26 protein-coding genes and 1 tRNA gene are annotated in these 24,885 nt (G+C 66.2%); 25 read left to right on the top strand and 2 right to left on the bottom strand.

What is annotated here, in order from left to right; all coding sequences use genetic code 11:
- Positions 1 to 148 precede the first annotated feature (148 nt).
- From ACQ5J0_RS15420 to ACQ5J0_RS15410, 3 genes are read left to right on the top strand one after another with little or no spacing between them, the layout of a single operon-like run.
- A complete protein-coding gene (locus ACQ5J0_RS15420; RefSeq protein ID WP_462568458.1) occupies positions 149 to 1,291 on the top strand; it encodes a beta-ketoacyl-ACP synthase III in 1,143 nt (380 codons plus the stop codon).
- 48 nt (positions 1,292 to 1,339) lie between these two features.
- The gene (locus tag ACQ5J0_RS15415; protein WP_462568457.1) at positions 1,340 to 2,092 is read left to right on the top strand and encodes a phosphatidylserine decarboxylase; all 753 of its coding nucleotides are present in this window, start codon (positions 1,340 to 1,342) and stop codon (positions 2,090 to 2,092) included.
- A gap of 29 nt (positions 2,093 to 2,121) precedes the next feature.
- Positions 2,122 to 2,919 (top strand): CDP-alcohol phosphatidyltransferase family protein, encoded by a 798-nt coding sequence (locus ACQ5J0_RS15410; RefSeq protein WP_462570139.1) that lies wholly within the window; start codon positions 2,122 to 2,124, stop codon positions 2,917 to 2,919.
- On the opposite strand, the gene ACQ5J0_RS15405 is transcribed toward ACQ5J0_RS15410, so the two are convergent.
- Positions 2,885 to 3,142, bottom strand: coding sequence for a hypothetical protein (locus tag ACQ5J0_RS15405; RefSeq protein ID WP_462568456.1), 258 nt, complete (start codon positions 3,140 to 3,142; stop codon positions 2,885 to 2,887). The genes ACQ5J0_RS15410 and ACQ5J0_RS15405 overlap by 35 nt on opposite strands.
- 337 nt (positions 3,143 to 3,479) lie before the next feature.
- Here ACQ5J0_RS15405 and rpsB point away from each other — a divergent pair, with 337 nt between their 5' ends.
- The 12 genes from rpsB (at position 3,480) to rpmE (ending at position 15,501) form a co-directional block, all read left to right on the top strand.
- On the top strand, positions 3,480 to 4,229 hold the full coding sequence (gene rpsB, locus ACQ5J0_RS15400; RefSeq protein WP_462568455.1) for a 30S ribosomal protein S2: 750 nt from the start codon (positions 3,480 to 3,482) through the stop codon (positions 4,227 to 4,229).
- Positions 4,230 to 4,330: 101 nt separating this feature from the next.
- Positions 4,331 to 5,269 (top strand): translation elongation factor Ts, encoded by a 939-nt coding sequence (gene tsf / locus ACQ5J0_RS15395; RefSeq protein WP_462568454.1) that lies wholly within the window; start codon positions 4,331 to 4,333, stop codon positions 5,267 to 5,269.
- Between the two features lie 287 nt (positions 5,270 to 5,556).
- A complete protein-coding gene (pyrH, locus tag ACQ5J0_RS15390) occupies positions 5,557 to 6,276 on the top strand; it encodes a UMP kinase (RefSeq protein WP_462568453.1) in 720 nt (239 codons plus the stop codon).
- Between the two features lie 85 nt (positions 6,277 to 6,361).
- Positions 6,362 to 6,919 carry a ribosome recycling factor gene (frr, locus tag ACQ5J0_RS15385; RefSeq protein WP_462568452.1) on the top strand — a complete coding sequence of 186 codons (558 nt, stop codon included), beginning with the start codon at positions 6,362 to 6,364 and terminating at the stop codon, positions 6,917 to 6,919.
- Between the two features lie 103 nt (positions 6,920 to 7,022).
- Positions 7,023 to 7,664: a polyprenyl diphosphate synthase gene (gene uppS, locus ACQ5J0_RS15380; protein ID WP_462570138.1), complete on the top strand. Its 642-nt coding sequence runs from the start codon at positions 7,023 to 7,025 to the stop codon at positions 7,662 to 7,664.
- Entirely contained in the window at positions 7,651 to 8,463 is an 813-nt protein-coding gene (locus tag ACQ5J0_RS15375; RefSeq protein ID WP_462568451.1) for a phosphatidate cytidylyltransferase, read from the top strand. Before uppS ends, ACQ5J0_RS15375 begins: the two co-directional genes overlap by 14 nt.
- The gene (locus ACQ5J0_RS15370; protein ID WP_462568450.1) at positions 8,460 to 9,617 is read left to right on the top strand and encodes a 1-deoxy-D-xylulose-5-phosphate reductoisomerase; all 1,158 of its coding nucleotides are present in this window, start codon (positions 8,460 to 8,462) and stop codon (positions 9,615 to 9,617) included. Before ACQ5J0_RS15375 ends, ACQ5J0_RS15370 begins: the two co-directional genes overlap by 4 nt.
- 41 nt (positions 9,618 to 9,658) lie before the next feature.
- Positions 9,659 to 10,762, top strand: coding sequence for an RIP metalloprotease RseP (rseP, locus tag ACQ5J0_RS15365; RefSeq protein ID WP_462570137.1), 1,104 nt, complete (start codon positions 9,659 to 9,661; stop codon positions 10,760 to 10,762).
- A 225-nt stretch (positions 10,763 to 10,987) separates the two neighbouring features.
- Complete coding sequence (gene bamA / locus ACQ5J0_RS15360) at positions 10,988 to 13,684, top strand: outer membrane protein assembly factor BamA (RefSeq protein WP_462570136.1); 2,697 nt, start codon at positions 10,988 to 10,990, stop codon at positions 13,682 to 13,684.
- Positions 13,684 to 14,364 carry an OmpH family outer membrane protein gene (locus tag ACQ5J0_RS15355; RefSeq protein WP_462568449.1) on the top strand — a complete coding sequence of 227 codons (681 nt, stop codon included), beginning with the start codon at positions 13,684 to 13,686 and terminating at the stop codon, positions 14,362 to 14,364. The genes bamA and ACQ5J0_RS15355 overlap by 1 nt, the downstream gene beginning before the upstream one ends.
- 29 nt (positions 14,365 to 14,393) lie before the next feature.
- Positions 14,394 to 14,894: a 3-hydroxyacyl-ACP dehydratase FabZ gene (gene fabZ, locus ACQ5J0_RS15350; protein WP_462568448.1), complete on the top strand. Its 501-nt coding sequence runs from the start codon at positions 14,394 to 14,396 to the stop codon at positions 14,892 to 14,894.
- A 382-nt stretch (positions 14,895 to 15,276) separates the two neighbouring features.
- Positions 15,277 to 15,501, top strand: a complete 225-nt coding sequence (gene rpmE / locus ACQ5J0_RS15345) for a 50S ribosomal protein L31 (protein WP_462568447.1) — start codon at positions 15,277 to 15,279, stop codon at positions 15,499 to 15,501.
- A 126-nt stretch (positions 15,502 to 15,627) separates the two neighbouring features.
- Here the strand turns inward: rpmE and ACQ5J0_RS15340 are convergent, their stop codons facing one another.
- Complete coding sequence (locus ACQ5J0_RS15340) at positions 15,628 to 16,272, bottom strand: prolyl hydroxylase family protein (protein WP_462568446.1); 645 nt, start codon at positions 16,270 to 16,272, stop codon at positions 15,628 to 15,630.
- A gap of 221 nt (positions 16,273 to 16,493) precedes the next feature.
- Between ACQ5J0_RS15340 and ACQ5J0_RS15335 the strand changes: the two genes are divergently transcribed.
- The 10 genes from ACQ5J0_RS15335 to ACQ5J0_RS15290 all read left to right on the top strand — a co-directional run bounded on the left by ACQ5J0_RS15335 (position 16,494) and on the right by ACQ5J0_RS15290 (position 24,878).
- Positions 16,494 to 16,570: transfer RNA gene (locus ACQ5J0_RS15335), tRNA-His, on the top strand.
- A 93-nt stretch (positions 16,571 to 16,663) separates the two neighbouring features.
- Positions 16,664 to 17,728, top strand: a complete 1,065-nt coding sequence (locus ACQ5J0_RS15330) for a Leu/Phe/Val dehydrogenase (protein ID WP_462568445.1) — start codon at positions 16,664 to 16,666, stop codon at positions 17,726 to 17,728.
- 50 nt (positions 17,729 to 17,778) lie between these two features.
- Entirely contained in the window at positions 17,779 to 18,513 is a 735-nt protein-coding gene (gene ccmC / locus ACQ5J0_RS15325; protein WP_462568444.1) for a heme ABC transporter permease CcmC, read from the top strand.
- Positions 18,510 to 18,665: a hypothetical protein gene (locus ACQ5J0_RS15320; RefSeq protein WP_462568443.1), complete on the top strand. Its 156-nt coding sequence runs from the start codon at positions 18,510 to 18,512 to the stop codon at positions 18,663 to 18,665. The genes ccmC and ACQ5J0_RS15320 overlap by 4 nt, the downstream gene beginning before the upstream one ends.
- A complete protein-coding gene (gene ccmE, locus ACQ5J0_RS15315) occupies positions 18,662 to 19,132 on the top strand; it encodes a cytochrome c maturation protein CcmE (protein ID WP_462568442.1) in 471 nt (156 codons plus the stop codon). Before ACQ5J0_RS15320 ends, ccmE begins: the two co-directional genes overlap by 4 nt.
- The gene (locus ACQ5J0_RS15310; RefSeq protein WP_462568441.1) at positions 19,129 to 21,168 is read left to right on the top strand and encodes a heme lyase CcmF/NrfE family subunit; all 2,040 of its coding nucleotides are present in this window, start codon (positions 19,129 to 19,131) and stop codon (positions 21,166 to 21,168) included. Before ccmE ends, ACQ5J0_RS15310 begins: the two co-directional genes overlap by 4 nt.
- On the top strand, positions 21,165 to 21,695 hold the full coding sequence (locus ACQ5J0_RS15305) for a DsbE family thiol:disulfide interchange protein (protein ID WP_462568440.1): 531 nt from the start codon (positions 21,165 to 21,167) through the stop codon (positions 21,693 to 21,695). Before ACQ5J0_RS15310 ends, ACQ5J0_RS15305 begins: the two co-directional genes overlap by 4 nt.
- Complete coding sequence (locus tag ACQ5J0_RS15300; protein WP_462568439.1) at positions 21,692 to 22,132, top strand: cytochrome c-type biogenesis protein; 441 nt, start codon at positions 21,692 to 21,694, stop codon at positions 22,130 to 22,132. The genes ACQ5J0_RS15305 and ACQ5J0_RS15300 overlap by 4 nt, the downstream gene beginning before the upstream one ends.
- Complete coding sequence (locus ACQ5J0_RS15295) at positions 22,129 to 22,797, top strand: tetratricopeptide repeat protein (protein ID WP_462568438.1); 669 nt, start codon at positions 22,129 to 22,131, stop codon at positions 22,795 to 22,797. The genes ACQ5J0_RS15300 and ACQ5J0_RS15295 overlap by 4 nt, the downstream gene beginning before the upstream one ends.
- A gap of 131 nt (positions 22,798 to 22,928) precedes the next feature.
- The gene (locus ACQ5J0_RS15290) at positions 22,929 to 24,878 is read left to right on the top strand and encodes a potassium transporter Kup (RefSeq protein ID WP_462568437.1); all 1,950 of its coding nucleotides are present in this window, start codon (positions 22,929 to 22,931) and stop codon (positions 24,876 to 24,878) included.
- Positions 24,879 to 24,885: the final 7 nt, after the last annotated feature.

Genomic DNA, 24,885 nt, shown 5'->3' with positions numbered 1-24,885 from the left:
GTCGGTTCAGCGTCGCATCGAAGACAATGCTGCGGATATTTTGCTTCCCCGCATTCGCCAGTGCCGGCCGCGCCAGCCGCAAGTGCCGGGGGCATACAGCGTGCGCGTGGCCTTGCCGTAGCGGCTGCGCGGGATTACGCGTTTCGCCATGAGAGCAGATATCGTGCCGACGGGTCGTCCCGTCATCTCCGCCACCGGGTTGTTCACGCCGGCGGAGAGCATCACCAACGAGGAGCTGGTCGCCAGCTTCAACCTCTATGTCGAGCGCTTCAACGCCGAGCACGCTACGGGAATCGCCGCCGGCGAGGTGGAAGCGCTGCAGCCGAGTTCGGTCGAGTTCATCGAGAAGGCGAGCGGGATCAAGGCGCGCCACGTCATGACCAAGGCGGCGGTGCTCGATCCTGCGATCATGGCGCCGCGGCTCGACGAGCGCGGCGACGACGAGCTGTCGATCCTGGCTGAGATCGGCGTTGCGGCGGCGCGCGATGCGCTGGCGCGCGCCGGGCGCGATCCGGGCGATGTCGATGCGGTGCTGTGCGCGGCATCGAACATGCAGCGGCCCTATCCGGCGATGGCGATCGAGATCCAGCAGGCGCTGGGGATCAACGGTTTCGCCTTCGACATGAATGTCGCCTGCTCTTCCGCAACCTTCGGGATCCAGACCGCTGCCGATTACATCCGCGCCGGCAACGCCCGCAGCGTGCTGGTGGTGAGCCCCGAGATTACCAGCGGCCATCTCAACTGGCGCGACCGCGACAGCCATTTCATCTTCGGCGATGGCGCCACCGCGGTGCTGGTCGAGGATGCGGCTATGGCGCCGGCGGTGCATTGGGACATTCTGGGCACGCGGCTCAAGACGGTGTTCTCGAACAATATCCGCAACAATTTCGGCTATCTCAACCGCGCCCATCCCGAAACCGCGGATGCGCCGGACAAGCTCTTCGTCCAGGAAGGCCGCAAGGTGTTCAAGGAGGTCGTCCCGATGGTCGCGCAGATGATCGTCGAGGAGGCCGAGCGGCTCGCGCTCGATCCGCAGGACCTGCGGCGATTGTGGCTGCACCAGGCCAATGCGGGGATGAACCGGCTGATTGCGCAGCGCGTGCTGGGTCACGAGGCCAGCGAGGACGAGAGCCCGACCGTGCTCGACACCTATGGCAACACCTCGAGCGCAGGATCGATCATCGCCTTCCATCTCCACTGCGAGGATCTGCAGTCCGGCGACACCGGGCTGATCTGCAGTTTCGGAGCGGGCTATTCCGCGGGAACGGTGTTCCTGCGCAAGGCTGGCTAGCGCGCCCGGGCGCTTGCGGCTGGGCGGCGCGTACCCTAGACGGTGCCGATGGCAGGCGAACTCCTCGACAATCAGGGCCGCGGCGATGTTGCCTGGTCCTTGCCCCGCATCCATCCCGAAGGTCGCAAATACGGACTGATCGCGATCGCGGTCAGCCTGGTGTTCCTGCTGCTGTTCGATTGGGAGATCGTCGGCTGGCCGCTGCTGGCGCTATCGGCGGGCATCTTCGCCTTCTTTCGCGATCCGGAACGGGTTGTCCCGCACGAGGATACGCTGATCGTCTCGCCGGCGGACGGGCTGGTCTCGCTGATCGCGCTGGTCGAGCCCCCCGAGGAACTCAAGATCGACGATGGCAGCGGGATCGATGGTCTTCCCGACGGACCGGTGACCCGGATTTCGATCTTCATGAGCGTGTTCGACGTCCACATCAATCGTGCGCCGATCGCGGGGGTGATCCGCCGGCTGGTCTATCTCCCGGGCAAGTTCCTGAACGCCGATCTCGACAAGGCGAGCGAGGAAAACGAGCGCCAGCACATATTAATCGAGCGCGCCGACGGGACGCGGATCGGCTTCACCCAGATCGCCGGCCTGGTGGCGCGGCGGATCGTGCCCTTCGTCAAGCCGGGCGACACGGTCGGGGCAGGGCAGCGCGTCGGGCTGATCCGCTTCGGCAGCCGGGTCGATGTCTATCTTCCGGCGGGCACCGATTCCCGGGTTCTGCTGGGACAGCGCTGCATCGCGGGCGAGACCGTGCTGGGCGAAATCGGGACACAGAAACTGATCGAAGGGGTGAGCCAGTGAGCGCCGATCCACGCGGGGAGCGGCCGCGGCTGGGCCCCAAGGCTACCGAGGACGAAGCTTTCGAGCTGGGCCAGACGCGTCCACGCGGTTTGACGCTGCGGGCGCTGCTGCCCAATGCGATCACCGCCGCCGCGCTGTGTTCCGGACTGACCGGCATCCGGTTCGCCATTGCGGGGCAGTGGAGCCTGGCGGTTTTCGCGATTATCCTTGCAGGGCTGCTCGACGGGCTCGACGGGCGGATCGCCCGCATGCTCAACGCGCAATCGCGCTTCGGTGCCGAGCTGGACAGTCTGGCGGATTCGCTGTCCTTCGGGACCGCGCCCGCGATCATCATCTATCTCTGGTCGCTGCACGACATGTCGCGGCTCGGCTGGTTCGCGGCGCTGGCTTTCGCGATCTGTTGCGCGCTGCGATTGGCCCGCTTCAATGCCCAGATCGACACCGACGAGCAACCGCACAAATCGGCCGGGTTCCTGACCGGCATCCCCGCGCCCGTGGCGGCGGGCCTGGCGTTCCTGCCGTTCTACTTCTGGATGGCGACGGGGCAGGAGTTCTTTCGCGATCCGCTGCTCGTCGGCCCGTGGCTGGCGGTCATCGCAGTGCTGATGATCTCGAACCTGGCGACGATGAGCTGGGCATCCTTGCGTCCGCGCCGGACCATCCGGTTGGAACTGCTGGCATTCGTCGGGCTGCTTTTTGCAGCACTCTTGCTCGAGCCCTGGTGGACACTGGTCGCGATCTGTCTCGGCTACCTGGCTGCGCTTCCCTATGGCTGGATGCGCTATGCAAAGATCAGGCGGCAGCGCGCAGCGAGGCCCGCTGAATAGGCTGGCGCGACCTCAGCGCGCGAGCGGGCTGCGTATTTTGGTTCCGCACGCCGGTGGGTGCTTGCGGAGACGTGCGTTCGCCATCGCCCATCTGCCGCTTCAATGCTCCATAGGCCGACCACCAGCGCAGGGCGCTATCGGCCAGCACCGCCAGGCAGGCAATCGCCAGAAAACCAAGGACCGTAAACAGAACAAGAGCAAGCATCGGCTGTCTTTCCTTCACTCGATGCGATCCCAACCCGGTTGACAGGATGTGGATAGCCAGTGGAAAACTTTCATCGCCCGCATTTCGTTCCGGCGATGCGCCATATGTTCCCTATTTGTTCCGGGTGGTCAAGCGGAAATGCGGCTGGCGGGCGCAGTTCGGCGACGAATTGACGGTGGATTTGCGCGGTCATCCGCGCTAAGGGCCTGCCGTCCATCGCGGATTCGGCCACTTCCGGCACGGCTCCAAGCGGACAAATCCACATGGCAGGCGCTTCATACCGGTGCCCGATAGCGGGAATGCTCCGCATCTCGGGTTCCAGCCTTCCAGAGGTCAAACCGGAAAGGAAATACTTATGGCGGCTCCTACCGTCACGATGCAGCAATTGATCGAGGCCGGTGCCCATTTCGGCCACCAGACCCACCGCTGGAACCCGCGCATGAAGCCGTATATCTTCGGCGCGCGCAACGGCATCCACATCATCGACCTGTCGCAGACCGTACCCCTGTTCGCACGTGCGCTCGACTTCGTCGCGCAGTCCGCGCGTTCGGGCGGGAAGGTGCTGTTCGTCGGCACCAAGCGTCAGGCGCAGGATACGATCGCCGAAGCCGCCCGCGCCTCGGGTCAGCACTTCGTCAACCACCGCTGGCTGGGCGGCATGCTCACCAACTGGAAGACCATCTCGGGTTCGATCAAGCGTCTCAAGACGCTCGAGGAGCAGCTTTCGGGCGACACTTCGGGTCTGACCAAGAAGGAAGTTCTCCAGCTCACCCGCGAACGCGACAAGCTCGAGCTCTCGCTCGGCGGCATCCGCGACATGGGCGGCATTCCCGACGTGATGTTCGTGATCGACGCCAACAAGGAAGAGCTCGCGATCAAGGAAGCCAACGTCCTCGGCATTCCGGTGATTGCGGTGCTCGACACCAACACCGACCCCACCGGCATCGCCTTCCCGATCCCGGGCAATGACGACGCCAGCCGCGCAGTTCGCCTCTATTGCGACGCGATCGGCGAGGCGGCCCGCTCGGGCAAGGGCGAGGGCGTGATCGACAGCGGCCAGGACTTCGGCGCGATGGACAATCCGCCGGAAGAAGCCGCGGCCTGATTGCGGCGCGGGTGCGTCATGCACCCGTCAAAACTCCAGTCTAGGCGCCGGTCCGAGTTGTCTCGGCCCGGCGCCGCATATCATTCGAGAAGGATCCCACCATGGCGAATTTCACCACCGCCGACATCAAGGCGCTGCGCGAGCGGACCGGCGCGGGCATGATGGATGCCAAGAAGGCGCTCGTCGAATGCGACGGCGACCTCGAGGCGGCTGTCGACGCGCTGCGCGCCAAGGGCCTCGCCACCGCGCAGAAGAAGTCCAGCCGCACCGCAGCCGAGGGTCTGGTCGGCGTCGCCGTCGCCAATGAGTCCGGGGGCACCAAGGGCGTTGCAGTCGAGATCAATTCCGAGACCGACTTCGTCGCCAAGAACGACCGCTTCCAGGATTTCGTCCGCAAGGTCACCGAAACCGCTCTCAAGGCGTCGGGCGATGATGTCGAGGCGCTCAAGGGTCTCGACTATCCCGACGGCGGGACCGTGAGCGACAAGCTCACCGACAATGTCGCCACCATCGGCGAGAACCAGCAGATCCGGCGGATGAAGACCGTGTCGGTCTCCAAGGGCATGGTCGTGCCCTATATGCACAATGCGGTTGCGCCTAACCTCGGTAAGATCGGCGTGCTGGTCGCGCTCGAGAGCGAGGCGGGCGCCGATGTGCTCGAGGCGCTCGGCAAGCAGCTGGCAATGCACATCGCCGCGGCTTTCCCGCAGGCGCTCAATGCCGAGGGTCTCGATGCCGAGACGATCGAGCGCGAGCGCAAGATCGCGGCCGAGAAGGCAGCCGAGAGCGGCAAGCCGGCCGAGGTCCAGGAAAAGATGGTCGACGGTGCAATCAAGAAGTTCGCCAAGGAAAACGCGCTGCTGAGCCAGGTTTTCGTGATGGACAACAAGACCGCGATTTCCGACGTAGTTGCCAAGGCGGGCAAGGATGCCGGCCATGCGATCGAGCTGAAGGATTATGTCCGCTTCCAGCTCGGCGAGGGCATCGAGAAGGAAGAGAGCGATTTCGCCGCGGAAGTGGCGGCTGCCGTCAAGGGCTGAGCGCCCAACCAACTCCTGCAATTTGCGGCCGCCGGATTTCGATCCGGCGGCCGTTTTTGTGCGCCTTTCCCGATTCGCGGGTAGTTGGTTGATGAAACACAACCGGGGGAAGGGTGCGTGGCCGGCCCGGCGGGCGAATCGCGCCTGCAATGGCCCGCGGCGAGGCTAGCGGGCGTTTCGCGTGTAGGAAATCCCGATCTGGCCCGGCGCCCCTTTCCCCTTTGCGCCTCCGCCGCGAGGGGGCTAAGGAGCCGCAACCCTTGGATTTAACGGACAGCTCTCGCCCCATGACCATGCCCCCGATCAAACGCGTCCTGCTCAAGCTGTCGGGCGAAGTGTTGATGGGGGATCAGCAGTTCGGGATCGATCCCGCCTTCGTCATGGAACTCGCCAAAGAGGTGAAAGCCGCGCAGGCGGGCGGGCTCGAGATCTGTCTCGTCATCGGCGGCGGCAATATCTTCCGCGGGATGGCGGGCGCGGCACAGGGGATGGACCGGGCGCAGGCCGATTACATGGGCATGCTGGCGACGGTGATGAACGCGCTGGCGATGCAGAGTGCGCTCGAGCAATTGGGCGTGCCCACCAGGGTCCAGTCGGCGATCGAGATGGACAAGGTGTGCGAGCCGGTGATCCGCCGCCGCGCCGAGCGCCATCTCGAAAAGGGCCGCATCGTGATCTTCGCCGCGGGCGTGGGCGCCCCCTATTTCACCACCGACAGCGGCGCCGCGCTGCGCGCCGCCGAAATGCGCTGCGACGCGCTGCTCAAGGGCACCAGCGTCGACGGTGTCTATGATTGCGACCCCAAGCACAACCCGCAGGCGAAGCGTTACGATACGGTCACTTACGACCGGGTGCTGGCGGATAATCTCAAGGTGATGGATGCCAGCGCCGTTTCGCTGTGCCGCGACAACGACATCCCGATCGTGGTTTTCTCGATTCGCGAGAAGGGCAATCTGGCGCGCGTGCTGGCAGGCGAGGGCGCCCGGACCATCGTCGGCAAGGCGTAGAAGCGAGCGAGACAGCGCGCGCCGCCACGGATAGATCCCAGCGACAACAGTTTCAGAACCGACCAACAGACCGAGGATTTCAACCATGGCCAAATACGACAAAAGCGATATCGAGCGCCGCATGGCGGGCGCGGTGGAGAGCCTCAGGGGCGATCTTTCCGGCCTGCGCACCGGGCGCGCCAATCCCGCGCTGCTCGATCCGGTGACGGTCGAGGTCTATGGTTCGATCATGCCGCTCAACCAGGTGGCGACGGTCAACGCGCCCGAGCCGCGCATGCTCGCGGTGCAGGTCTGGGACAAGGCCAACACCACCGCAGTGGAAAAGGGCATCGCCCGCGCCAATCTGGGTCTCAACCCGATGACCGACGGTCAGACCATCCGGCTGCCGCTGCCCGATCTGACCGAGGAGCGCCGCAAGGAGCTGGCCAAGCTCGCGGGGCAGTATTCCGAGAACGCCAAGATCGCGATCCGCAACGTGCGCCGCGACGCGATGGAAGCGCTCAAGGAAGACGAGAAGAAGAAGGAAATCTCCGAGGACGACCGCAAGCGTCTCGAGGACGAGGTCCAGAAGCTGACCGACAAGCATGTCGCCGAGGCCGATCAGGTCGCCGAGGCGAAGGAGAAGGAAATCCTCACTCAGTGAGACTCGCTCCGTCCCATCCGGCCCAGCGCCTGCCCGCGGGGTCGCACCAGTGACCGGGCCTGCGAGTGCCGACTCCGGTCGCGCGCGCCATGTCGCGATCATCATGGATGGCAATGGCCGCTGGGCCAAGCGGCGGCATCTGCCGCGCGCGATCGGCCATCAGCGCGGGGTCGAAGCGGTGCGCCGGCTGGTGCGCGAGGTCGAAGCGATGGGGCTCGACTGCCTGACGCTCTACGCCTTCAGCAGCGAGAACTGGAAGCGCCCCGAGGACGAGATCGATCATCTCATGGGCCTGCTGCGCAAGTTCATCGTGTCCGATCTGCCCGAATTCATCGCCAATGACGTCCGGCTGAAAATCGTCGGCGATTACAAGGCGCTGGCGCCCGATATCGTCGCCATGCTCGAGGATGCGCTCGACCGGACCGCCGGGGGCTCGCGGATCCTGGCGGTGGCGCTCAACTACGGCTCGCAGCAGGAAATCGTCCGGGCGGCGGCGCTCGCCGCGCAGGAGGGCGATATCACCGAGGAGAGCATCGCGCGCCATCTCTACACCGCCGACCTGCCCCCGCTCGACCTGCTGATCCGCACCAGCGGCGAAGTGCGGCTGTCCAATTTCCTGCTGTGGCAGGCGGCCTATGCCGAGATGATCTTCACCGATGTGCTGTGGCCGGACTACACGCCCGCCCATCTGGCCGAGGCGCTGGCGCAATTCGCCGAACGGGAGAGACGCTTTGGCGGATGCTGAGCCGACCCCGCAGTCGGAACCGGATCGGGCCGAAGACCTCGCACCCGATCGCAAACCTGGGCGCGAACGCAAGCGCGACCGCGCGCGGGCGCGTATGAAGCGCTATGTCGATGTCCCGCTTTCGATCCGGACCTCGGATCTTCCCGTCCGCGCGGCCTCCGCGCTGGTGATGATCGCGCTTGCTGCGGCGGCGGTCTGGGCAGGCGGAGCGTGGCTCGCCGGATTTATCGGCGCGGTCGCGCTGGCCACCTTCGTGGAATACGTCCTGCTTGGGCACCGTGCCTTCTCGAGCTGGTCGGGGCGCGGCGTCGCGCTGGTTTTCGGGCTCGTCTATATCGGTTTCGCCGGGCTGTTGCTGGCGCAGATGCCGGTCTTCCTCATGGTCGGGGTGATCGGCACGGTGATCTGCGTCGACACCTTCGCCTATTTCTTCGGCCGCACCATCGGCGGACCCAAGATCGCGCCCGCGATCAGCCCCTCCAAGACCTGGGCGGGGCTGCTGGGCGGCGTGGTCGGCGCGAGCCTGTGGCTGGCGGGTTTCGTCTGGATGCTGGCCGGGCGGGGCTCGTTCGACATGGTCGGTTACGATATCGCCGAACTGGCGCAGATCGTGGGTCTCGGCGCGGTACTGGCGGTGGCGGCGCAGGCGGGCGATTTCTTCGAAAGCTGGCTCAAGCGGCGCGCCGGGCGCAAGGATTCCTCCAATCTGATCCCCGGTCACGGCGGGGTGTTCGACCGCACCGACGGACTGATCCCGGTCGCGCTGCTGGCCGGGCTGATCCTGGCGCCCGCGGCGTGACCCGCTCGCTCACCATTCTGGGCGCGACCGGCTCGGTCGGCGCCTCGACGCTCGATCTCATCCGCCGCAACCGCGCCGACTGGCGGGTGGTGGCGCTGACCGCCAATGGCAATGTCGCCGAACTGGCGGGCCTGGCGCGCGAATTTTCCGCCGAGATCGCGGTGGTGGCGGACGAGAGCTGCCTCGCCGATCTGCGCGACGCGCTGGCGGGCAGCGGGATCGAGGCCACCGCAGGACGCAAGGCCTTGTGCGAAGTGGCCGCGCGCCCGGTCGATATGACCGTCGCGGCGATCGTGGGCTGCGCGGGTCTGGCGCCGGTGATGGCCGCGATCGAGCAGGGCGGCACCGTGGCGCTGGCCAACAAGGAAGCGCTGGTCTCCGCCGGCGCGGTGATGACCGCGGCGGTCGAGCGCCACGGCGCGACGCTGCTGCCGGTGGATTCGGAGCACAATGCGATCTTCCAATGCCTCGCGGGAAACGATCTCGCCGAGGTGTCGAAGATCACGCTCACCGCCAGCGGCGGCCCCTTGCGGACCTGGACCCCGGCGCAGCTCGAGGCCGCCACCCCGGCGCAGGCGGTGGCGCATCCCAATTGGGACATGGGCGCCAAGATCAGCGTCGATTCGGCGACCATGATGAACAAGGGGCTCGAACTGATCGAGGCGCATCACCTGTTTCCGGTCGGGCTCGACAGGCTTTCCATCGTCGTCCACCCGCAAAGCGTGATTCATTCGATGGTCGAATTTCGCGACCGTTCGACGCTGGCGCAATTGGGGCCTTCGGACATGCGGGTGCCGATCGCTTCCTGCCTCGCTTGGCCGGCGCGGATGGAATCGCCTTGCGACCCGCTCGATCTGGCCGCCATCGGCCAGCTGACCTTCGAGGCGCCCGACGAGACCCGCTTTCCCGCGACCCGGCTGGCGCGGCAGGCCGCCGAGGCGGGCGGGGCGATGCCGGCGGTGCTCAACGCCGCCAACGAGGTTGCGGTCGAAGCTTTCCTCGCCGGTAAGATTGGGTTCACCCGGATTGCGCTAGTGGTCGAACAGGTGCTGGAAAGCGGCAATCTGCCGCCCGCACCGCACGCACTCGACGAAGTCCTCATGGTCGATCAGGCGGCCCGTGCGACCGCCACCGCCCTTCTGGGCCAGTATTAGGCTGGAGACTGACTGACTTGGACGCTTCGATCCCCTTCTGGATGTATCTCATCGGCTTCCCGCTACTGCTGGGGCCGCTGATCACGCTGCACGAGCTGGGCCATTATCTGGTCGGGCGCTGGTTCGGGGTCGAGGCCGAGGCCTTCTCGGTCGGTTTCGGCAAGGAAGTGGCCGGCTGGACCGACAGCCGCGGGACGCGGTGGAAGCTCTCGGCGCTGCCGCTGGGCGGCTATGTCCAGTTCAAGGGCGACATGAACCCCGCGAGCATCCCGGATGCCAATGCGGCGGACGACGGCGGTCGCGGCGGGTTCCACCAGGCCTCGCTATGGAAGCGCGCGCTGATCGTCTTCGCAGGTCCCGCGACCAATGTGCTGATCGCGCTGGCGATCTTCGCTTCCTTCTTCGCTCTTTACGGGCAGCCGGTTGCCGCCGATCCCGAGCGCCAGCTGACCATCGAGGCCTTTGCCGAGCAATCGCCGGCGCGCGAGGCCGGGCTGGAGGTGGGCGACCGCATCCTCGCGATCGAGGGCCAGCGGGTGGAGGATTTCGCCGCGGTGCAGGACGCGGTGATGCTCTATCCCGGGCGCACGCTCGCTTTCACCGTCGCGCGCGACGGCACCGAGCGCAGCTACCCGGTGACCGTGCGCGCGGAGGAGATGACCGACCGCTTCGGCAACAGCTCGAAGATCGGGCTGGTCGGCATCCGGTCCGCGGGCTCGGACTATGTCTACGAGCGCGCCGGCCCGGTCGCGGCGGTGGGGCTGGCGGTCGATCACTCGATCGGCGTCATGGACATGATGCTCACCGGAATCGCGCAGATCTTCACCGGCGAACGTTCGGTTCAGGAGCTGGGCGGGCCGGTCAAGATCGCGAAATATTCGGGCGAGCAGCTCAGCATGGGGGCGATCACCTTCGTCAATTTCGTCGCGCTGATCTCGCTTAACTTGGCATTCATCAACCTCCTGCCAATTCCCGCCCTCGACGGCGGGCACCTGGCTTTTTATGCGGCGGAGGCGATCCGCCGCAAGCCGGTGGGTCAGCGCAGTCAGGAATTGGCGTATCGCACCGGCATGGCTCTCGTGCTCATGCTGATGATATTCGTCACGATCAACGATCTGGTGAGCCTTCCCGTATTCGGGAATTAGCCGGGGGAAAGAAAGCGTCGGCCGTCCGCCGCGCCGCCTGCAATACTTGATTGCATGGGGTGCATCGGGCAAAGGGCAGCGAGCCTGCCCGGATCAGCGGTGTCGCCCCTCCGGGAGACGGCGTATTGTCCGGGTCCGACGGTGTTTTAAGGGACGGGTATCTCCTTGTCGAACAATGCTTATACGACTTCGGCTGTAGTTTCGCGCGCCTGGCGGCTTCCCGCCATGCTGATGGCGGGGACGATCCTCGCGGGCGTCCCGGTCGCGGCGATGGCGCAGGAGACCTCCGAAACGCCCGAAACGCCAGCCGCCGCGCAGCCCCCGGCAGCCGGCGCAGCGCAGGCGGCCGCTCCGCCAGTCGCTCCGGCAGCCGCGCCGCAGGGCGAGATCGTCCAGTCGATTTCGGTCGCCGGTGCGCAGCGGCTCGAATCGCAGACGATCCTGTCCTACATCCGGCTGCGTCCGGGCGAGGAATGGAACCAGGTCGTCGGCGATCAGGTGCTCAAGGATATCTACGCGACCGAGCTGTTCGCCGATGCCGATGTCCGCTTCGAGAACGGCAATGTGCTGATCACCGTGGTCGAGAACCCGGTGATCAACCGCATCATCCTGGAAGGCAACGACCGGATCAAGAGCGACAAGATCGTCCCCGAGATCAAGCTCGCGCCGCGGCAGATCTTCACCCGCTCCAAGGTGCGCGCCGATGTCGCGCGGATCATCGAGCTCTACAAGCGCCAGGGCCGTTTCGCCGCCACCGTCGAGCCGCAGATGGTGCAGCTGGCGCAGAACCGCGTCGATGTGATCTTCGAGATCGACGAGGGGCCCAAGTCCAAGGTCCGCCAGATCAACATCATCGGCAATGAGGCGTTTTCGGACGGCGATCTGCGCGGCGAGATGATCACCAAGCAGGCGCGGCTGACCAGCTTCCTGAGCTCCAACACCAGCTACGATCCCGACCGGCTCGCCTTCGACCAGCAGAAGCTGCGCCAGTTCTATCTGACGCAAGGCTATGCCGATTTCCGCGTCGTCTCGGCGGTCGCAGAGCTGACTCCCGACCAGCGCGATTTCATCATCACCTATGTGGTCGAGGAAGGCGAGCGCTACAAATTCGGCGAAGTCGAGGTCGAAAGCGAGCTGCGCGATTTCGACAGCGCCTCGATGACCGGCCGTCTGCCGATGCAGAGCGGCGACTGGTACGACGCGGAAGCGGTCGAGAACACGGTCGAACAGCTGACCGATCTGGCGGGCACCTTCGGCTATGCCTTCGCCGACGTCGCGCCGCAGTTCAACCGCAGCCGCGAAGACCTCACGATGGACGTGACCTTCGTGCTGCGCGAGGCGCCGCGCGTCTATGTCGAGCGGATCGACGTCAACGGCAACACGCTGACGCAGGACAAGGTCGTGCGCCGCGAGTTCCGCGTGGCCGAGGGCGACGCGTTCAACTCGCTGCAGGTCAAGCGCTCGGCGGCGCGGATCAACTCGCTGGGCTTCTTCCAGGAGAATTTCGAGATCAACCAGGTCGAGGGCAGCGCCCCCGACCGGATCATCCTCGAGGCCAATGTCGAGGAGCAGGCGACCGGCGAACTGCAGCTTTCGGCGGGCTTTTCCTCGCTCGAAAGCTTCATCCTGCAAGGCTCGATCCGGCAGCGCAACTTCCGCGGCCGCGGCCAGACCGTCGGGCTCAGCCTGAATTACTCGCGCTTCTCGCGCTCGGCGCAGGTGAGCTTTTCCGAACCCTATGTGTTCGACCGGAACATCTCGGCGGGCGTCGATATCTACCGCAAGGACTACAGCAATTTCGGTTTCAACCGGAACAACAACAACAACCGCAGCTTCGAACAGGCGACTACCGGTTTCTCGCTGCGCGCGGGCGTCCCGCTTAGCGAATATTCCTCGCTCGTCGGCAGCTACACGCTCAACCACGACGATGTCTCGATCGGCGACGAGTATTTCCGGGATTCCGATGGCGACGGGATCGCGACCTGCGATCCCTTCCAGGCCAGTCGCTTCCTGTGCGACGCGATCGGAGCGCGGACCAGCTCGATCCTCGGGCTGACGCTCTCGGTCGATTCGACCGACAGCCGCCTGCGTCCCACGCGCGGTCGCAATATGGCGGTTACGGCGCAATATGCCGGTCTCGGCGGATCGGTGAATTACTTCCGGGTCAACGGCAAGGTGGGCCAGTATTACCCGCTTCCCGCCGGTTTCATCCTCGCGCTGACCGCCGAGGGCGGGGCGATTCGGAGCTTCGAGGACCGCGGCGTTCCAGGGACCGACGACGTCCGTTTGACTGATCGCTTCTTCCTGGGCGAGCCGCAGATCCGCGGGTTCGACATTCGCGGGGTGGGCCCGCGGGTGTTGCGTCGACCGATCATCGACTCAGATGGCGACGGTATCGGCGAAGTTGTAACCGATCGCGACAGCATTCAAGACGACGCGATCGGCGGCACGGCCTATTATCTCGGCCGGGCGGAGATCGAGATTCCTTTGGGGACCGGCGCTCGTGAACTCGGCCTGCGTCCGTCGATCTTCCTCGACGTGGGTGGATTGTTCAACATCACCGACCCGGCGCTGTTGCAGAATCCGCTCGGCAACGAGCGTTTCAATCCCTTGCGCGATGCCAGCGGCAATCCGATTTATCTCAATCCGGGTGCCGATCCCGATGTTACCACCGACGACACCGTCGTCGCCATTCCGGTCGGCGACCCGATCCCGACCGGCTTCGTGGCGCAGGGCAGCGTCGTTCGGGCGTTCGAGGAGGTCTTCCTCGGCGACAGTGCCAGCCCGCGCATTTCGGTGGGTATCGGCGTCAACTGGAACTCACCCTTCGGTCCGTTCAGGATCGATCTCGCCCATGTGCTGAAGAAGCAAGAGGGCGACGACACCAAACTCTTCTCCTTCAATGTAGGAACGCAATTCTGATGAAACTTCTCTCCAAAACCCTCCTGACCGCTGGCGTCGCTGCCGCCGCATTCGCCGCTGCTCCCGTCAGCGCGCAGGTCCAGGGCAATTTCGGCGTGGTCAACACCCCGCTCGCCATCGCCCAGACCAATGCGCTGCGCACCGCCTTCCAGCAGGTCGGCACCACCTACCAGACGCAGATCACCACCATTCAGCAGCGCCAGCAGCAGATCGAGACCCTGCTGACGCAGCTCGACACCAACAGCGACGGCGGGCTCGACGAGGCGGAGCAGGCTGCCGCTCAGTCCACCCCGCAATGGCAGCAGATCCAGCAGATCGAGCAGGAAGTCGGCACGCTCAGCAACCAGATCGATCTCGCGCGCGTCTATGCGCTCGAGCAGATCCTGCGCCAGTACAGCCCCGCGCTGCAGCAGGTCGTGACTCAGAACCAGGTGCAGATGGTCGTATCCCCCGACGCGGTGCTGTATTCGGCGCCCGCCGCTGACATGACCACCAAGGTCGTTGCGGCGCTCAACACCGCCGTTCCCAGCGTGCAGACCACGCCGCCTGCAGGTTGGCAGCCGGCCCGCCAGTCGGTCTCGCTCTACCAGCAGGTCCAGCAGATTTTCGCCATCGCTCAGCAGCAGCAGGCGCAGCAGGCGCAGCAGCAGACCCCGGCCCAGCAGCCGAGCGGTCGCTGACAGCGAACGACGCGTAAAGAGTGGCAGAGATGAGCGATAGCGGCAGCGCCCCCGGCGCCGAGAACCCTCCTGAAATCTCCGAGGCGAAGAGCCTCGATATCAGGGGCGTGCTCAAGGCGCTGCCGCATCGCTATCCGCTGCTGCTGGTCGACCGAGTGCGCTCGATCGAGCATGGCGAGCGGATCCACGCGGTCAAGGCGGTCTCGTTCAATGAGGAGTTCTTCCAGGGTCATTTCCCCGGCGCACCGATCATGCCCGGCGTGCTGCAGATCGAAGCGATGGCGCAGGCCGCGGCAATCCTCGGGATCGAAACGCTGGGTCTCGCCGGATCGGGCAAGCTGGTCTATTTCATGGGGATCGAGAACGCCAAGTTCCGCGCCCCGGTCACGCCCGGCTGCCTGCTCGAGATGGAAGTCGAGTTCACCCAGAAGCGCAGCCGGGTCTACAAGTTCAAGGGCAAGGCCAGCGTCGAGGGCAAGACCACCTGCGAGGTCGAGTTCACCGCGATGATCGCGGATCCTCCCGAGTAGGTTTTTGCTTTGCGCACGCCATCCGGCGTGCGATTTCCTCGCTCACGCTCCCTGCGGTCGCATCGCTGCGGGCGCGCGGTCGCGCTTGCGCTCGCCTTCGGCTCGCGTTCTGGTGCCAGCCAATAGGCGTGGCTTGGTGGCGGAGCACGGGGCCGAATGGCCCCGCAAGGCCGACCGGCCGCCCGCAGGCCCGAAAGGGCCGAGGAAATCGCAAGCCGGATGGCTTGCGGAAAAACGGAATGGAAAACAAATCCCACGCCATCCGGCGTGCGCGAAACAAAATACTTCGGTTGCTTTTCGCCGCGGCCCCCACTAAACGCGCGCCTTCCCGACACACAGCGGGGCCGGTCGGAACCGGTCCTCACGCTTGGAGATACGAGCCATGAAGGCCGAAACCCACCCCGATTATCACACCATCACGGTCAAGATGACCGATGGCACCGAATTCCAGACTCGCTCCACCTGGGGCAAGGAAGGCGCCACGCTCGCGCTCGATATCGACCCCACCAGCCACCCGGCATGGACCGGCGGCAAGCAGCAGCTTCAGGAAGGTGGCCGCGTTGCCGCCTTCAACAAGCGCTTCGGCGGGCTCAGCCTCAAGAAATAACCCCGGCTTCCGCGCATCGGCGCGGCCAGGGTTCACCAGTTGCGGCCGCAAGGTCGTGAGGGAGGGCGGTCCGACGGGGCCGCCCTTTCCGTATGCGTCTTGCGCGCAGTCGATCGCGCGCGGATTCTAGACGTAGGGCTTCTCGCGGTACCATTTGGTGATCACGTATTTCCGGCCCTTGCGCACCTTCATCCCGTGATGAAGCGTGTTGGGATTGCCGCGTGGAAAGCCGTCCGGATCGGGCCGCCGGTTGTTCCAGCACACCAGCTTGCCCGCCTCGGGGGTGAAGCTCTTGCCGATGGTCTTGAATCGGGTTGCGCCGCCGGCAGCGACATCGTTGAGATAGACCATGAAGGTCCAGGTCCGCTGTCCTGCTACCGCGCAATAGGTCCGATAATCCTGCCCCTCGGGATTGAACCAGTCGCAATGCGGTTTGAATTCCTGCCCGACATCGTAGCGCTGGCCCTGAACCGGCTCGCCATGCAGCGGATCGATTCCCGATAGCGCCAGCAGCCGCTCTTCCAGCGCCAGAACGGCGGGATGGCCCGGCGCCAGATCACAGGTCTCGCTGGTGCGGAAATAGCTGTCGCCATTGTCGTCGGCGATGGTCGAGGGCCGGCGATCGGTCTCGATCATCGCGATCAGTTCGGCGCATAATTCGGGCGCGATGAAGCCGCGCAGCTGGAACAGTTCGAGCTTGTCGGTCGGCACGCGCTGCACGTTCCGGTGCGAGGGCAAAAGCGCCGCCGAGGATTCGCCTTGTCGATCCATGGGGGCGTTTCTTATCGATCCTGGCCGCCGGGACAAGCGGCGGAAAACGGACCGGGCAAGATAATTACGTGCGCAGCGACCCGGACCCCTTTTTTCCTTCCCATCGCCCCCGCCTTGTGCAACAGGCACGCGCCGCGGCCCCAAGCGCTTGACGCTTGGGTTCTGCGCAGTAACAGGCCCCACTTCACGGGCCCGGCACAGGGCCGGCCCGGGGGCATGTGGCGATCGTAGCTCAGTTGGTTAGAGCGCCGGTTTGTGGTACCGGAGGTCGGGGGTTCGAGCCCCCTCGGTCGCCCCATTTTCCCCCCAATTCCGCGCGCCCCGCCGGGCCGCGATCGCAGGACGACGGCCCCCGCGGGCCGGGCTCACATTGGACGGGATCGATAGCGATATGACGGCATTCTGGACCGAAGCGGATTACGACGACCACGAGCTGGTCCAGCTGGTCCGCGATCCCAAGTCCGGTCTGACCGCGATCATCGCGCTGCATTCCACCCATCTCGGCCCCGGCGCGGGCGGAACGCGGTTCTGGCACTATCCCGATCCCAAGGATGCGATTCGCGACGCTCTGCGGCTGAGCCGCGGGATGAGCTACAAGAACGCGATGGCCGGGCTGCCGATGGGCGGCGGCAAGGCCGTGATCCTCGCCGATGAGAGCAAGACCAAGACCCCGGAAATGCTCGCCGCCTTCGCCGATGCCGTCGAGGCGCTCGGGGGCCGATATGTAACTGCCGAGGATGTCGGCATTTCCGAAGCCGATATGGCGCTGGTCGCCAAGCGCACGCAGCATGTCTCGGGCCTGCCCAATGACGATGCCGATGCCGCCGGCGGCGATCCGGGACCCTTTACCGCGATGGGGATCTATCACGGGATCAGGGCGGCGGTGCGCCACAGACTGGGCAAGGACAGCGTCGAGGGCGTCCATATCGCGATCCAGGGCACCGGCAGCGTCGGCGGCGGGGTCGCCCGGCTGCTCGCCAAGGACGGTGCGCGGCTGACGCTGTCGGACATCCATCACGACCGGGTCGAGGAACTGGCGCGCGAGCTCGACGCCGAGACCTGCGCCACCGACGCGGTCATGGGCATCACCTGCGACGTGTTCAGCCCCAATGCGCTGGGTGCGGTGCTCGACGACGAGGGCATCGCCCGGCTCGATTGCGCCATCGTCGCGGGCGGGGCCAACAACCAGCTCGCCCGCGCGGGTCATGGCCAGCTGCTGGCCGACCGCGGTATTCTCTACGCACCCGACTACGTCATCAACGCCGGCGGCATCATCAGCGTCACGCTGGAATATCTCAGCCGCCGCGAGGGCAAGGACTGCGACATCAACGAGGTCCGCAAGCGGCTCGCGCAGATCCCCGGGCGGCTCGAGGAAATCTGGGCCGAAAGCGACGCCACCGGCGTCTCCTCCGACCAGGTCGCGGACCGGATGGCGCAAAAGCTGATCGGGCGCTGAGCCACGCTCTTGCATGGGGCGAACGAGCCTGCCAGAACGGAGGAAATCCGATGCATGGCTTCGCCAATCCCAAGCGCTTTCTGTCGCTGGCCCGCTGGCTGACCCCTTTATTGCTGGTGGGCGGGCTGGTGCTCGCGGGCGGCGCGCTGCTGTGGGGCTTCTTCGTGGTTCCGCCCGACCGGCTGATGGGCGAGACCGTCCGCATCCTGTTCCTGCATGTGCCCACCGCCTGGCTGGGGATGGGCGGCTGGTCGGCGATCGCGCTGTCGAGCCTGGTCTATCTGGTCTGGCGCCACCCGCTCGCCAATCTGGCGGCGCGCGGCGCGGCGGTGCCGGGGCTGGTGTTCACCGCGCTGTGCCTCGTCACCGGCTCGATCTGGGGACGCCCGACCTGGGGCACATGGTGGGTCTGGGACGGGCGGCTGACCAGCATGCTGGTGCTGTTGTTTCTCTACCTCGCCTATATCGCGCTGGCGCAGGCCGCCGAGCGCGAAGGCGTGAGCCCGCGCATCCCCGCGATCTTCGGATTGCTTGGCGCGGTCAACATTCCGATCATCAACCGCTCGGTGGTGTGGTGGAACTCGCTCCACCAGCCGCCCAGCATCACCGCCGGGGGCAGCAGCATCGATGCCGCATTTCTGGTGCCGCTGATGGTTGCGGTGCTCGGCTTCTCGTTGCTGTTCGGCGCGATCGTGCTGATGCGGATGCGCACGCTGCTCGCCGATGCGCAGGCGGAGGCGCGGCTGCGGCGCAAGGCGATGGATGCGGGGGGAGACCCGAGATGATGCGCGAGGCGCTCGACCAGTGGCATTTCGTCCTCGCCGCCTATGCGGTGGGGTTGATCGGCATCCTGGCGACGACCGCCTGGGCCTGGCTCGCGATGCGCCGCGCCGAGCGCCGCCGCGACCATGCGCGCGAGCGGACGCGCGGCCGGTGAGCGCGCTCAAACCCAAGCACCAGCGGCTCGTGCTGGTGGTGGTCGCGCTGATCGCGCTGGTCGCGGCCGGCCTGCTCGCGGCCTATGCGCTGCGCAGCCAGGCGAGCTATTTCTACCTCCCCGAACAGATGCGCGACGACCCTCCGGCCATCGGTCAGGCGGTCCGGCTGGGCGGGATGGTCGAGGCCGGCTCGCTGGCGACCGATCCGGACGGCTTTACGCTGCGCTTCATGGTCACGGGGAACGACGGCGCGCGGGTGCCGGTGCGCTTTGCCGGGATCGCTCCCGACCTGTTCGTCGAAGGCTCCGGGGTGGTCGCCGAAGGGCGGCTGGGCCCCGACGGAACCTTCGTCGCCGACAATCTGCTCGCCAAGCACGACGAGAACTACGTCCCGCGCGAGCTCGAGGGGATGAGCGACCTCCAGGCCGCCGAGATGGCCGAAGACACCACGGTCGGGCTCGAATGATCGCAGAGCTCGGACTGGCCGCCCTGTGGCTCGCCGCGGCGCTGGCGGGGCTGCAGACGATCGCGGGTTTTCTCGCCGTCCGGGCGAACACGCCGACCGCGCTCGGCGCGCTGATCCGCCCCGCGGCGGTGGTGCAGGGCCTGTTTGCGGGCCTGTCCTTCTGCGCGCTACTCTATGTCTTTGCGATCACCGACCTGTCGGTGAAGCTGGTGGCGAGCAATTCGCATGCCTTGAAGCCGATGGTGTTCAAGCTATCGGGCGCCTGGGGCAATCACGAGGGCTCGATGCTGCTGTGGGTCACGGTGATGGCGCTCGCGGGCGGGCTGATCGCGGTGATCGAACGGCGGCTGCCCGATCGCACCATGCAGGCGACGCTCGCCGCGCAGGGCTTCGTCGCGATGGGGTTCTACGCCTTCCTGCTGCTCAGCTCGAACCCGTTCGAGCGGCTGCCGATCCCCGCCGCCGAAGGCATGGGGCTCAACCCCCTGCTGCAGGACATCGGCCTCGCCTTCCACCCGCCGACGCTCTATTTCGGCTATGTCGGGTTGTCGATCGCCTTCAGCTTCGCAGTCGGCGCGCTGCTCACCCGGCAGGTCACCCCCGCTTTTGCCCGCGCGATGCGGCCCTGGGTGCTGGGCGCCTGGGTGTTCCTCACCGTGGGCATCACCGCGGGCTCCTATTGGGCCTATTACGAGCTCGGCTGGGGCGGCTGGTGGTTCTGGGACCCGGTCGAGAACGCCTCGCTGATGCCCTGGCTCGCCGCCACTGCTCTGCTTCACTCCGCCAGCGTGCTCGCGGCGCGCGACGCGCTGCGGGTGTGGACCATCATGCTTGGCGTGGTCGCCTTTTCGATGAGTATGCTCGGGACCTTCCTGGTGCGCTCGGGCATCCTCACCAGCGTCCATTCCTTCGCGGTCGATCCCGAACGCGGAACCTTCATCCTGCTGCTGCTCGCGCTCTATATCGGCGGCGCGCTGCTGCTGTTCGGCTTGCGCGCCAGCACCATTTCCGAAGGCAAGCGCTTCGCCATTGCCAGCCGCGAGGGCGCGCTCGTGGTCAACAACGTCATGCTCAGCGCGATCCTCGCCATCGTCCTGCTCGGCACGCTCTACCCGCTGCTGACCGAGGCCTTCGATGTCCGCGTCTCGGTGGGGCCGCCCTATTTCAACCCGGTCGGGGCGATTTTCGTCGTCCCGATGCTGCTGGTGATGGCGGTGGGTCCGCTGCTGCGCTGGCGGCAGGACCGTTTCGCCCGGATTTCGCGCGAGATGATCGCGCTGGGCGCGATCCTGGTGGTCGCGCTGATCCTCATTGCGGTGCTGGGCGATGTCGCCCTGCTGCCGCTGCTCGGCCTCGCGCTGGCGGCGATGCTGGCGGTGGCCAGCTTCCTGCCGCTGCGCGGGCGCAATCTCACCCGCGTCCCGATCGCGACCTGGGGCATGGTGGTGGCGCATTTCGGCATCGCCGTGGCGCTGTTCGGCATGGCCAGCGAAAGCGCCTTCACCGAGGAACGGCTTGCCGCGCTGGAGCCGGGCGGCACGACTCAGGTCGGCGACTGGGCGGTCACGCTCGATGCGATCGTACCCGTCGCCGGACCCAACTGGACCGCGATCGAGGGGCAGCTCAGCGCCCGGCTCGGCGACGGAACTCCGATAGAGATGCGCCCGCAGTCGCGCACCTTCTGGGCGCCGCCGCAGCAGACCGCCGAGAGCGTGCTCGCCACCCGCTGGAACGGCCAGCTCTATGCGGTGATGGGCGATGCTGCGGGCGACGGGCGCTGGCAGGTCCGGCTGTGGTGGAAACCCTTCGTCACCTTCATCTGGTACGGCGGCCTGCTGGTCGCGCTGGGCGGGGTGCTGGCGATCATCGGCAGGGTGATCGACGATCTGCGGGCGCGCAATCGCCGCCGCCGCGCCGCCGCGCTGGGCGAGGAGCCCGCGCCCGAAGACCGCTTGCCCGAAGACGGCTGGCCCGAAGACCACCTGCCCGAAGACCCGGCGCCCGGGCCCCCGGTGCCCGAGGAGAGCCGAGCATGAGCGGCTGGCGCATGTGGGTTCCGCTGCTGCTGTTCGCCGGATTCCTCGGCGTTGCGGGCTATCAGCTGTCGCAGCCCAAGAACGAGTTCATCGAAAGCCGCATGGTCGGCCGCGATCTGCCCTATTTCGACCTGCGTGCGGCCACCGCCGACCGCCCCGGGATCGCCAGCGCGCAGTTCCGCGACGGACAGCCGCGGCTGCTCAACATCTGGGCCAGCTGGTGCGTGCCCTGCATCGCCGAAGCGCCCTATCTCGAGCGGCTGAAGGAGCAGGGCGCGCCGATCGTCGGGGTCGCCATTCGTGATCGACCCGAGGATGTCGCGCGCTTCCTCGAACGCCACGGCAATCCCTATGTCGCGATCGGGGCGGACGATCTGTCCGAAGTGCAGTTCGCCATCGGCTCTTCGGGTGTCCCCGAAACCTTCGTGATCGATGGCGAGGGGCGGATTACCTACCAGCATATCGGCGATATCCGCGAAAGCGATGTGCCGGTGCTGCTCGAGCAGCTGCGGGAAGCGGGCGCATGATCGCTGTTCGCGCCTGTTTGCCTGCCTCGCTGCTCCGTTCTTTCATGACGCTGCTGGTGCTGTGCCTCGGCGCGCCGCTGCTGGCGCAGCAGTCGCTCCCGCCCGCGCCCTATGCCAATCGCCAGCTCGATGACCCGGTGCAGGAGGCGGTGGCGCTGGAATTGATGGCGACCCTGCGCTGCCTCGAATGCCAGTCGCAGTCGATCCACGACAGCAATTCCCCGATGGCGGGCGACATGCGTCACCAGGTCCGCGTCAGGGTCGCCGCAGGCGAAGACCCAGAGTCGATCCGCGCCTGGCTGATGGAGCGCTATGGCGACTATGTCAGCTACACACCCCAAGTGAGCGCCACCACCTGGCCGCTGTTCGTCGTGCCGTTGCTGCTGTTGCTGACAGCGGGCGCGATCTTCTGGCGCCGCTTCGGGAAGCGTACATGATCTGGCTGGCGATCCTTGCACTCGCGGGGCTGGGGTTCCTCGCCGCTGCCTTCCTGTTCGGTCTGGCGCGCAGCGGGTGGACGCTGTTCGGCGCGGCGCTGCTGTTTGGCCTGACGGGCTACGCATGGCAGGGCTCGCCCGGCCAGCCCGCATCGCCGGGTGCCGGTCCGGAACAGATTGCCGAAACCGGCGAGCTGATGGTCCAGGCGCGGCGCGAGTTCTACGATCCCGAGACCATGCCCTCGCGCTATGTCGTCTCCGCCGACGCGTTCGCGCGCCGCGGGCAATATGAGGATACGGCCAATTTCCTGCGCAATGCAGTGGCCGAGAACCCGCGCGACGACGAGGCCTGGGTCGCGCTGGGCAATGTGCTGGTCGAGCATGCGCAAGGCCAGCTCAGCGCCGCGGCGCTGTTCGCCTATGCCCGCGCCGAGGAGCTCGCGGGCGACAACCCCGCGCCGGGCTATTTCGTCGGACTGGCGATGCTGCGGCAGGGCGAATTTGCCCAGGGGCGCCGGATGTGGGCAGAGATTGTCGCCGAGGCGCCCGAGGATGCGCCCTGGCGACCGGTGGTGGCGGATCGGCTCGAGCGGCTCGATCTGCTGCTTTCGGGCGGCGGGATGCCCCCGGTTCCGACCCCTGCTCCGGCCCCGGCCCCGCGCTAGCACGACGCTAGCCGCGTGCATGCCGCGATGTTGCGGGTGCGAAGCCTAACTGCTAAGCGCCGCGACCTTGCGGTACGGCACTGCTGCCGCGCGCGAAGGATCAACCCCATGACAGCAGCGACTCTGCACCGATGAGCGAAAGCCAGGTGCCCCAGAAGCATCCTTCCGCCGAGAGCAATGGCGGGACCGCCGGAACGAGCGGTGTCGGCAAGAAGGCGACCAAGGGCGCGCTTGCGGTCGGCGCGATCGGCATCGTCTTCGGCGATATCGGCACGAGTCCGCTCTATGCCTTCCGCGAGACCTTCGCCGGGGCGCATCCGCTGGCGCTCGACGACATGCACATCCTCGGTGTGGTCAGCCTGATCTTCTGGTCGATGACGCTGGTGGTCTCGCTGCAATATGTCACCATCCTGATGCGCGCCGACAACAAGGGGCAGGGCGGCAGCCTCGCGCTGGTCGCGCTGATCTCGCGGCATATCAGCGGTTCGAAATACGGCTGGCTGGCCGTGCTGCTCGGGGTTTTCGCGACCTCGCTGTTCTACGGCGACTCTATGATCACGCCCGCGATTTCGGTGCTTTCGGCGGTCGAGGGGCTCACCGTGGTCAATCCCGACATGGAGAGGCTGGTCATTCCCATCGCGCTGGCGCTGCTGATCGCGCTGTTCGTGATCCAGAAGCGCGGCACCGCCAAGGTCGGCGCGCTGTTCGCGCCGGTGATGATCGTCTATTTCATCGTCCTGGCGGGGCTGGGCATCAACCAGATCGTCCAGCATCCCGAAGTCCTGTGGGCGCTCAACCCCTATTACGCGCTCAATTTCTTCGTCATCGACGGCTGGCTGGCGTTTCTCGCGCTGGGTTCGGTGGTGCTCGCGGTGACGGGCTCGGAAGCGCTTTATTCGGATATGGGCCATTTCGGCCGCGGCCCGATGCGGCTCTCGTGGTTCGGCTTCGTGATGCCCTGCCTGCTGCTCAACTATTTCGGCCAGGGCGCCATGGTGATGAGCCTGCCGCCCCTCATGGCGAGCGAGGCGATCCAGAACCCGTTCTTCTTCCTCGCCAGCGAGCAGTTCCGCCTGCCGCTGGTGCTGCTCGCCACGGTCGCGACCTTCATCGCCAGCCAGGCGGTGATCTCGGGCGCCTTCTCGATCACCCACCAGGCGATGCAGCTGGGCTTCATCCCGCGCCTCTCGATCCGCCACACCAGCGAGACCGAGGCGGGACAGATCTATATCCCGGTGGTCAACTGGGCGCTGATGGTTGCGGTCATCATCCTGGTGCTGACCTTCCAGAACTCCTCCAACCTCGCCGCCGCCTACGGCATCGCGGTGACGGGCGCCGTGACGATCGACACGCTGCTGATGGGCGTTCTGTTCGTCGGCGTCTGGAAGTGGAGATGGTGGTACGCCGCACCGGTGGTGGCGGTGTTCCTGATCGTCGACGGCGCCTATTTCGCCGCTAACCTCACCAAGGTGGCCGATGGCGGCTGGTTCCCGCTGGTGGTCGGGCTGTTCGCGTTCACGCTGCTCACCACCTGGGCGCGGGGACGCAAGCTGATGCGCGACCGGATGACCGAGGTCGCGCTGCCGATCGAGATCTTCGCCAAATCGGCCAAGAACAGCACCACCCGCGTGCCCGGCACCGCGATCTTCATGGCCAGCCAGACCGCGGGCGTGCCCTCGGCGCTGCTGCACAACATCAAGCACAACAAGGTGCTCCACGAGCGGGTGGTGATCCTCACCATCGAGATCGCGGACGAACCCTATGTCGACGAGAACGCGCGCTGCGAGATGCACGATCTGGGCGACGGCTTCTACCGCGCGGTGCTGCATTACGGTTTCATGGAGGAAACCGACGTGCCGCGTGGCCTCAAGAGCATGTCGCGCTGCGGCGGCGAGTTCGACATGATGAACACCAGCTTCTTCCTCAGCCGCCAGACGCTGATCGCCAGCGAGAAGCCGGGGATGCCGATCTGGCGCGAGAAGATCTTCGCCTGGATGCTGCGCAATTCGGCGACCGCGATGGAGTTCTTCCGCCTGCCGACCAACCGCGTGGTCGAGCTGGGGAGCCAGGTCGAGATCTAGAACCCGG

Source organism: Qipengyuania sp. SM2512 (assembly GCF_054954005.1).
The sequence above is the reverse complement of the archived record's forward strand: the minus strand, read 5'-3'. Positions and strand labels throughout refer to the sequence as shown.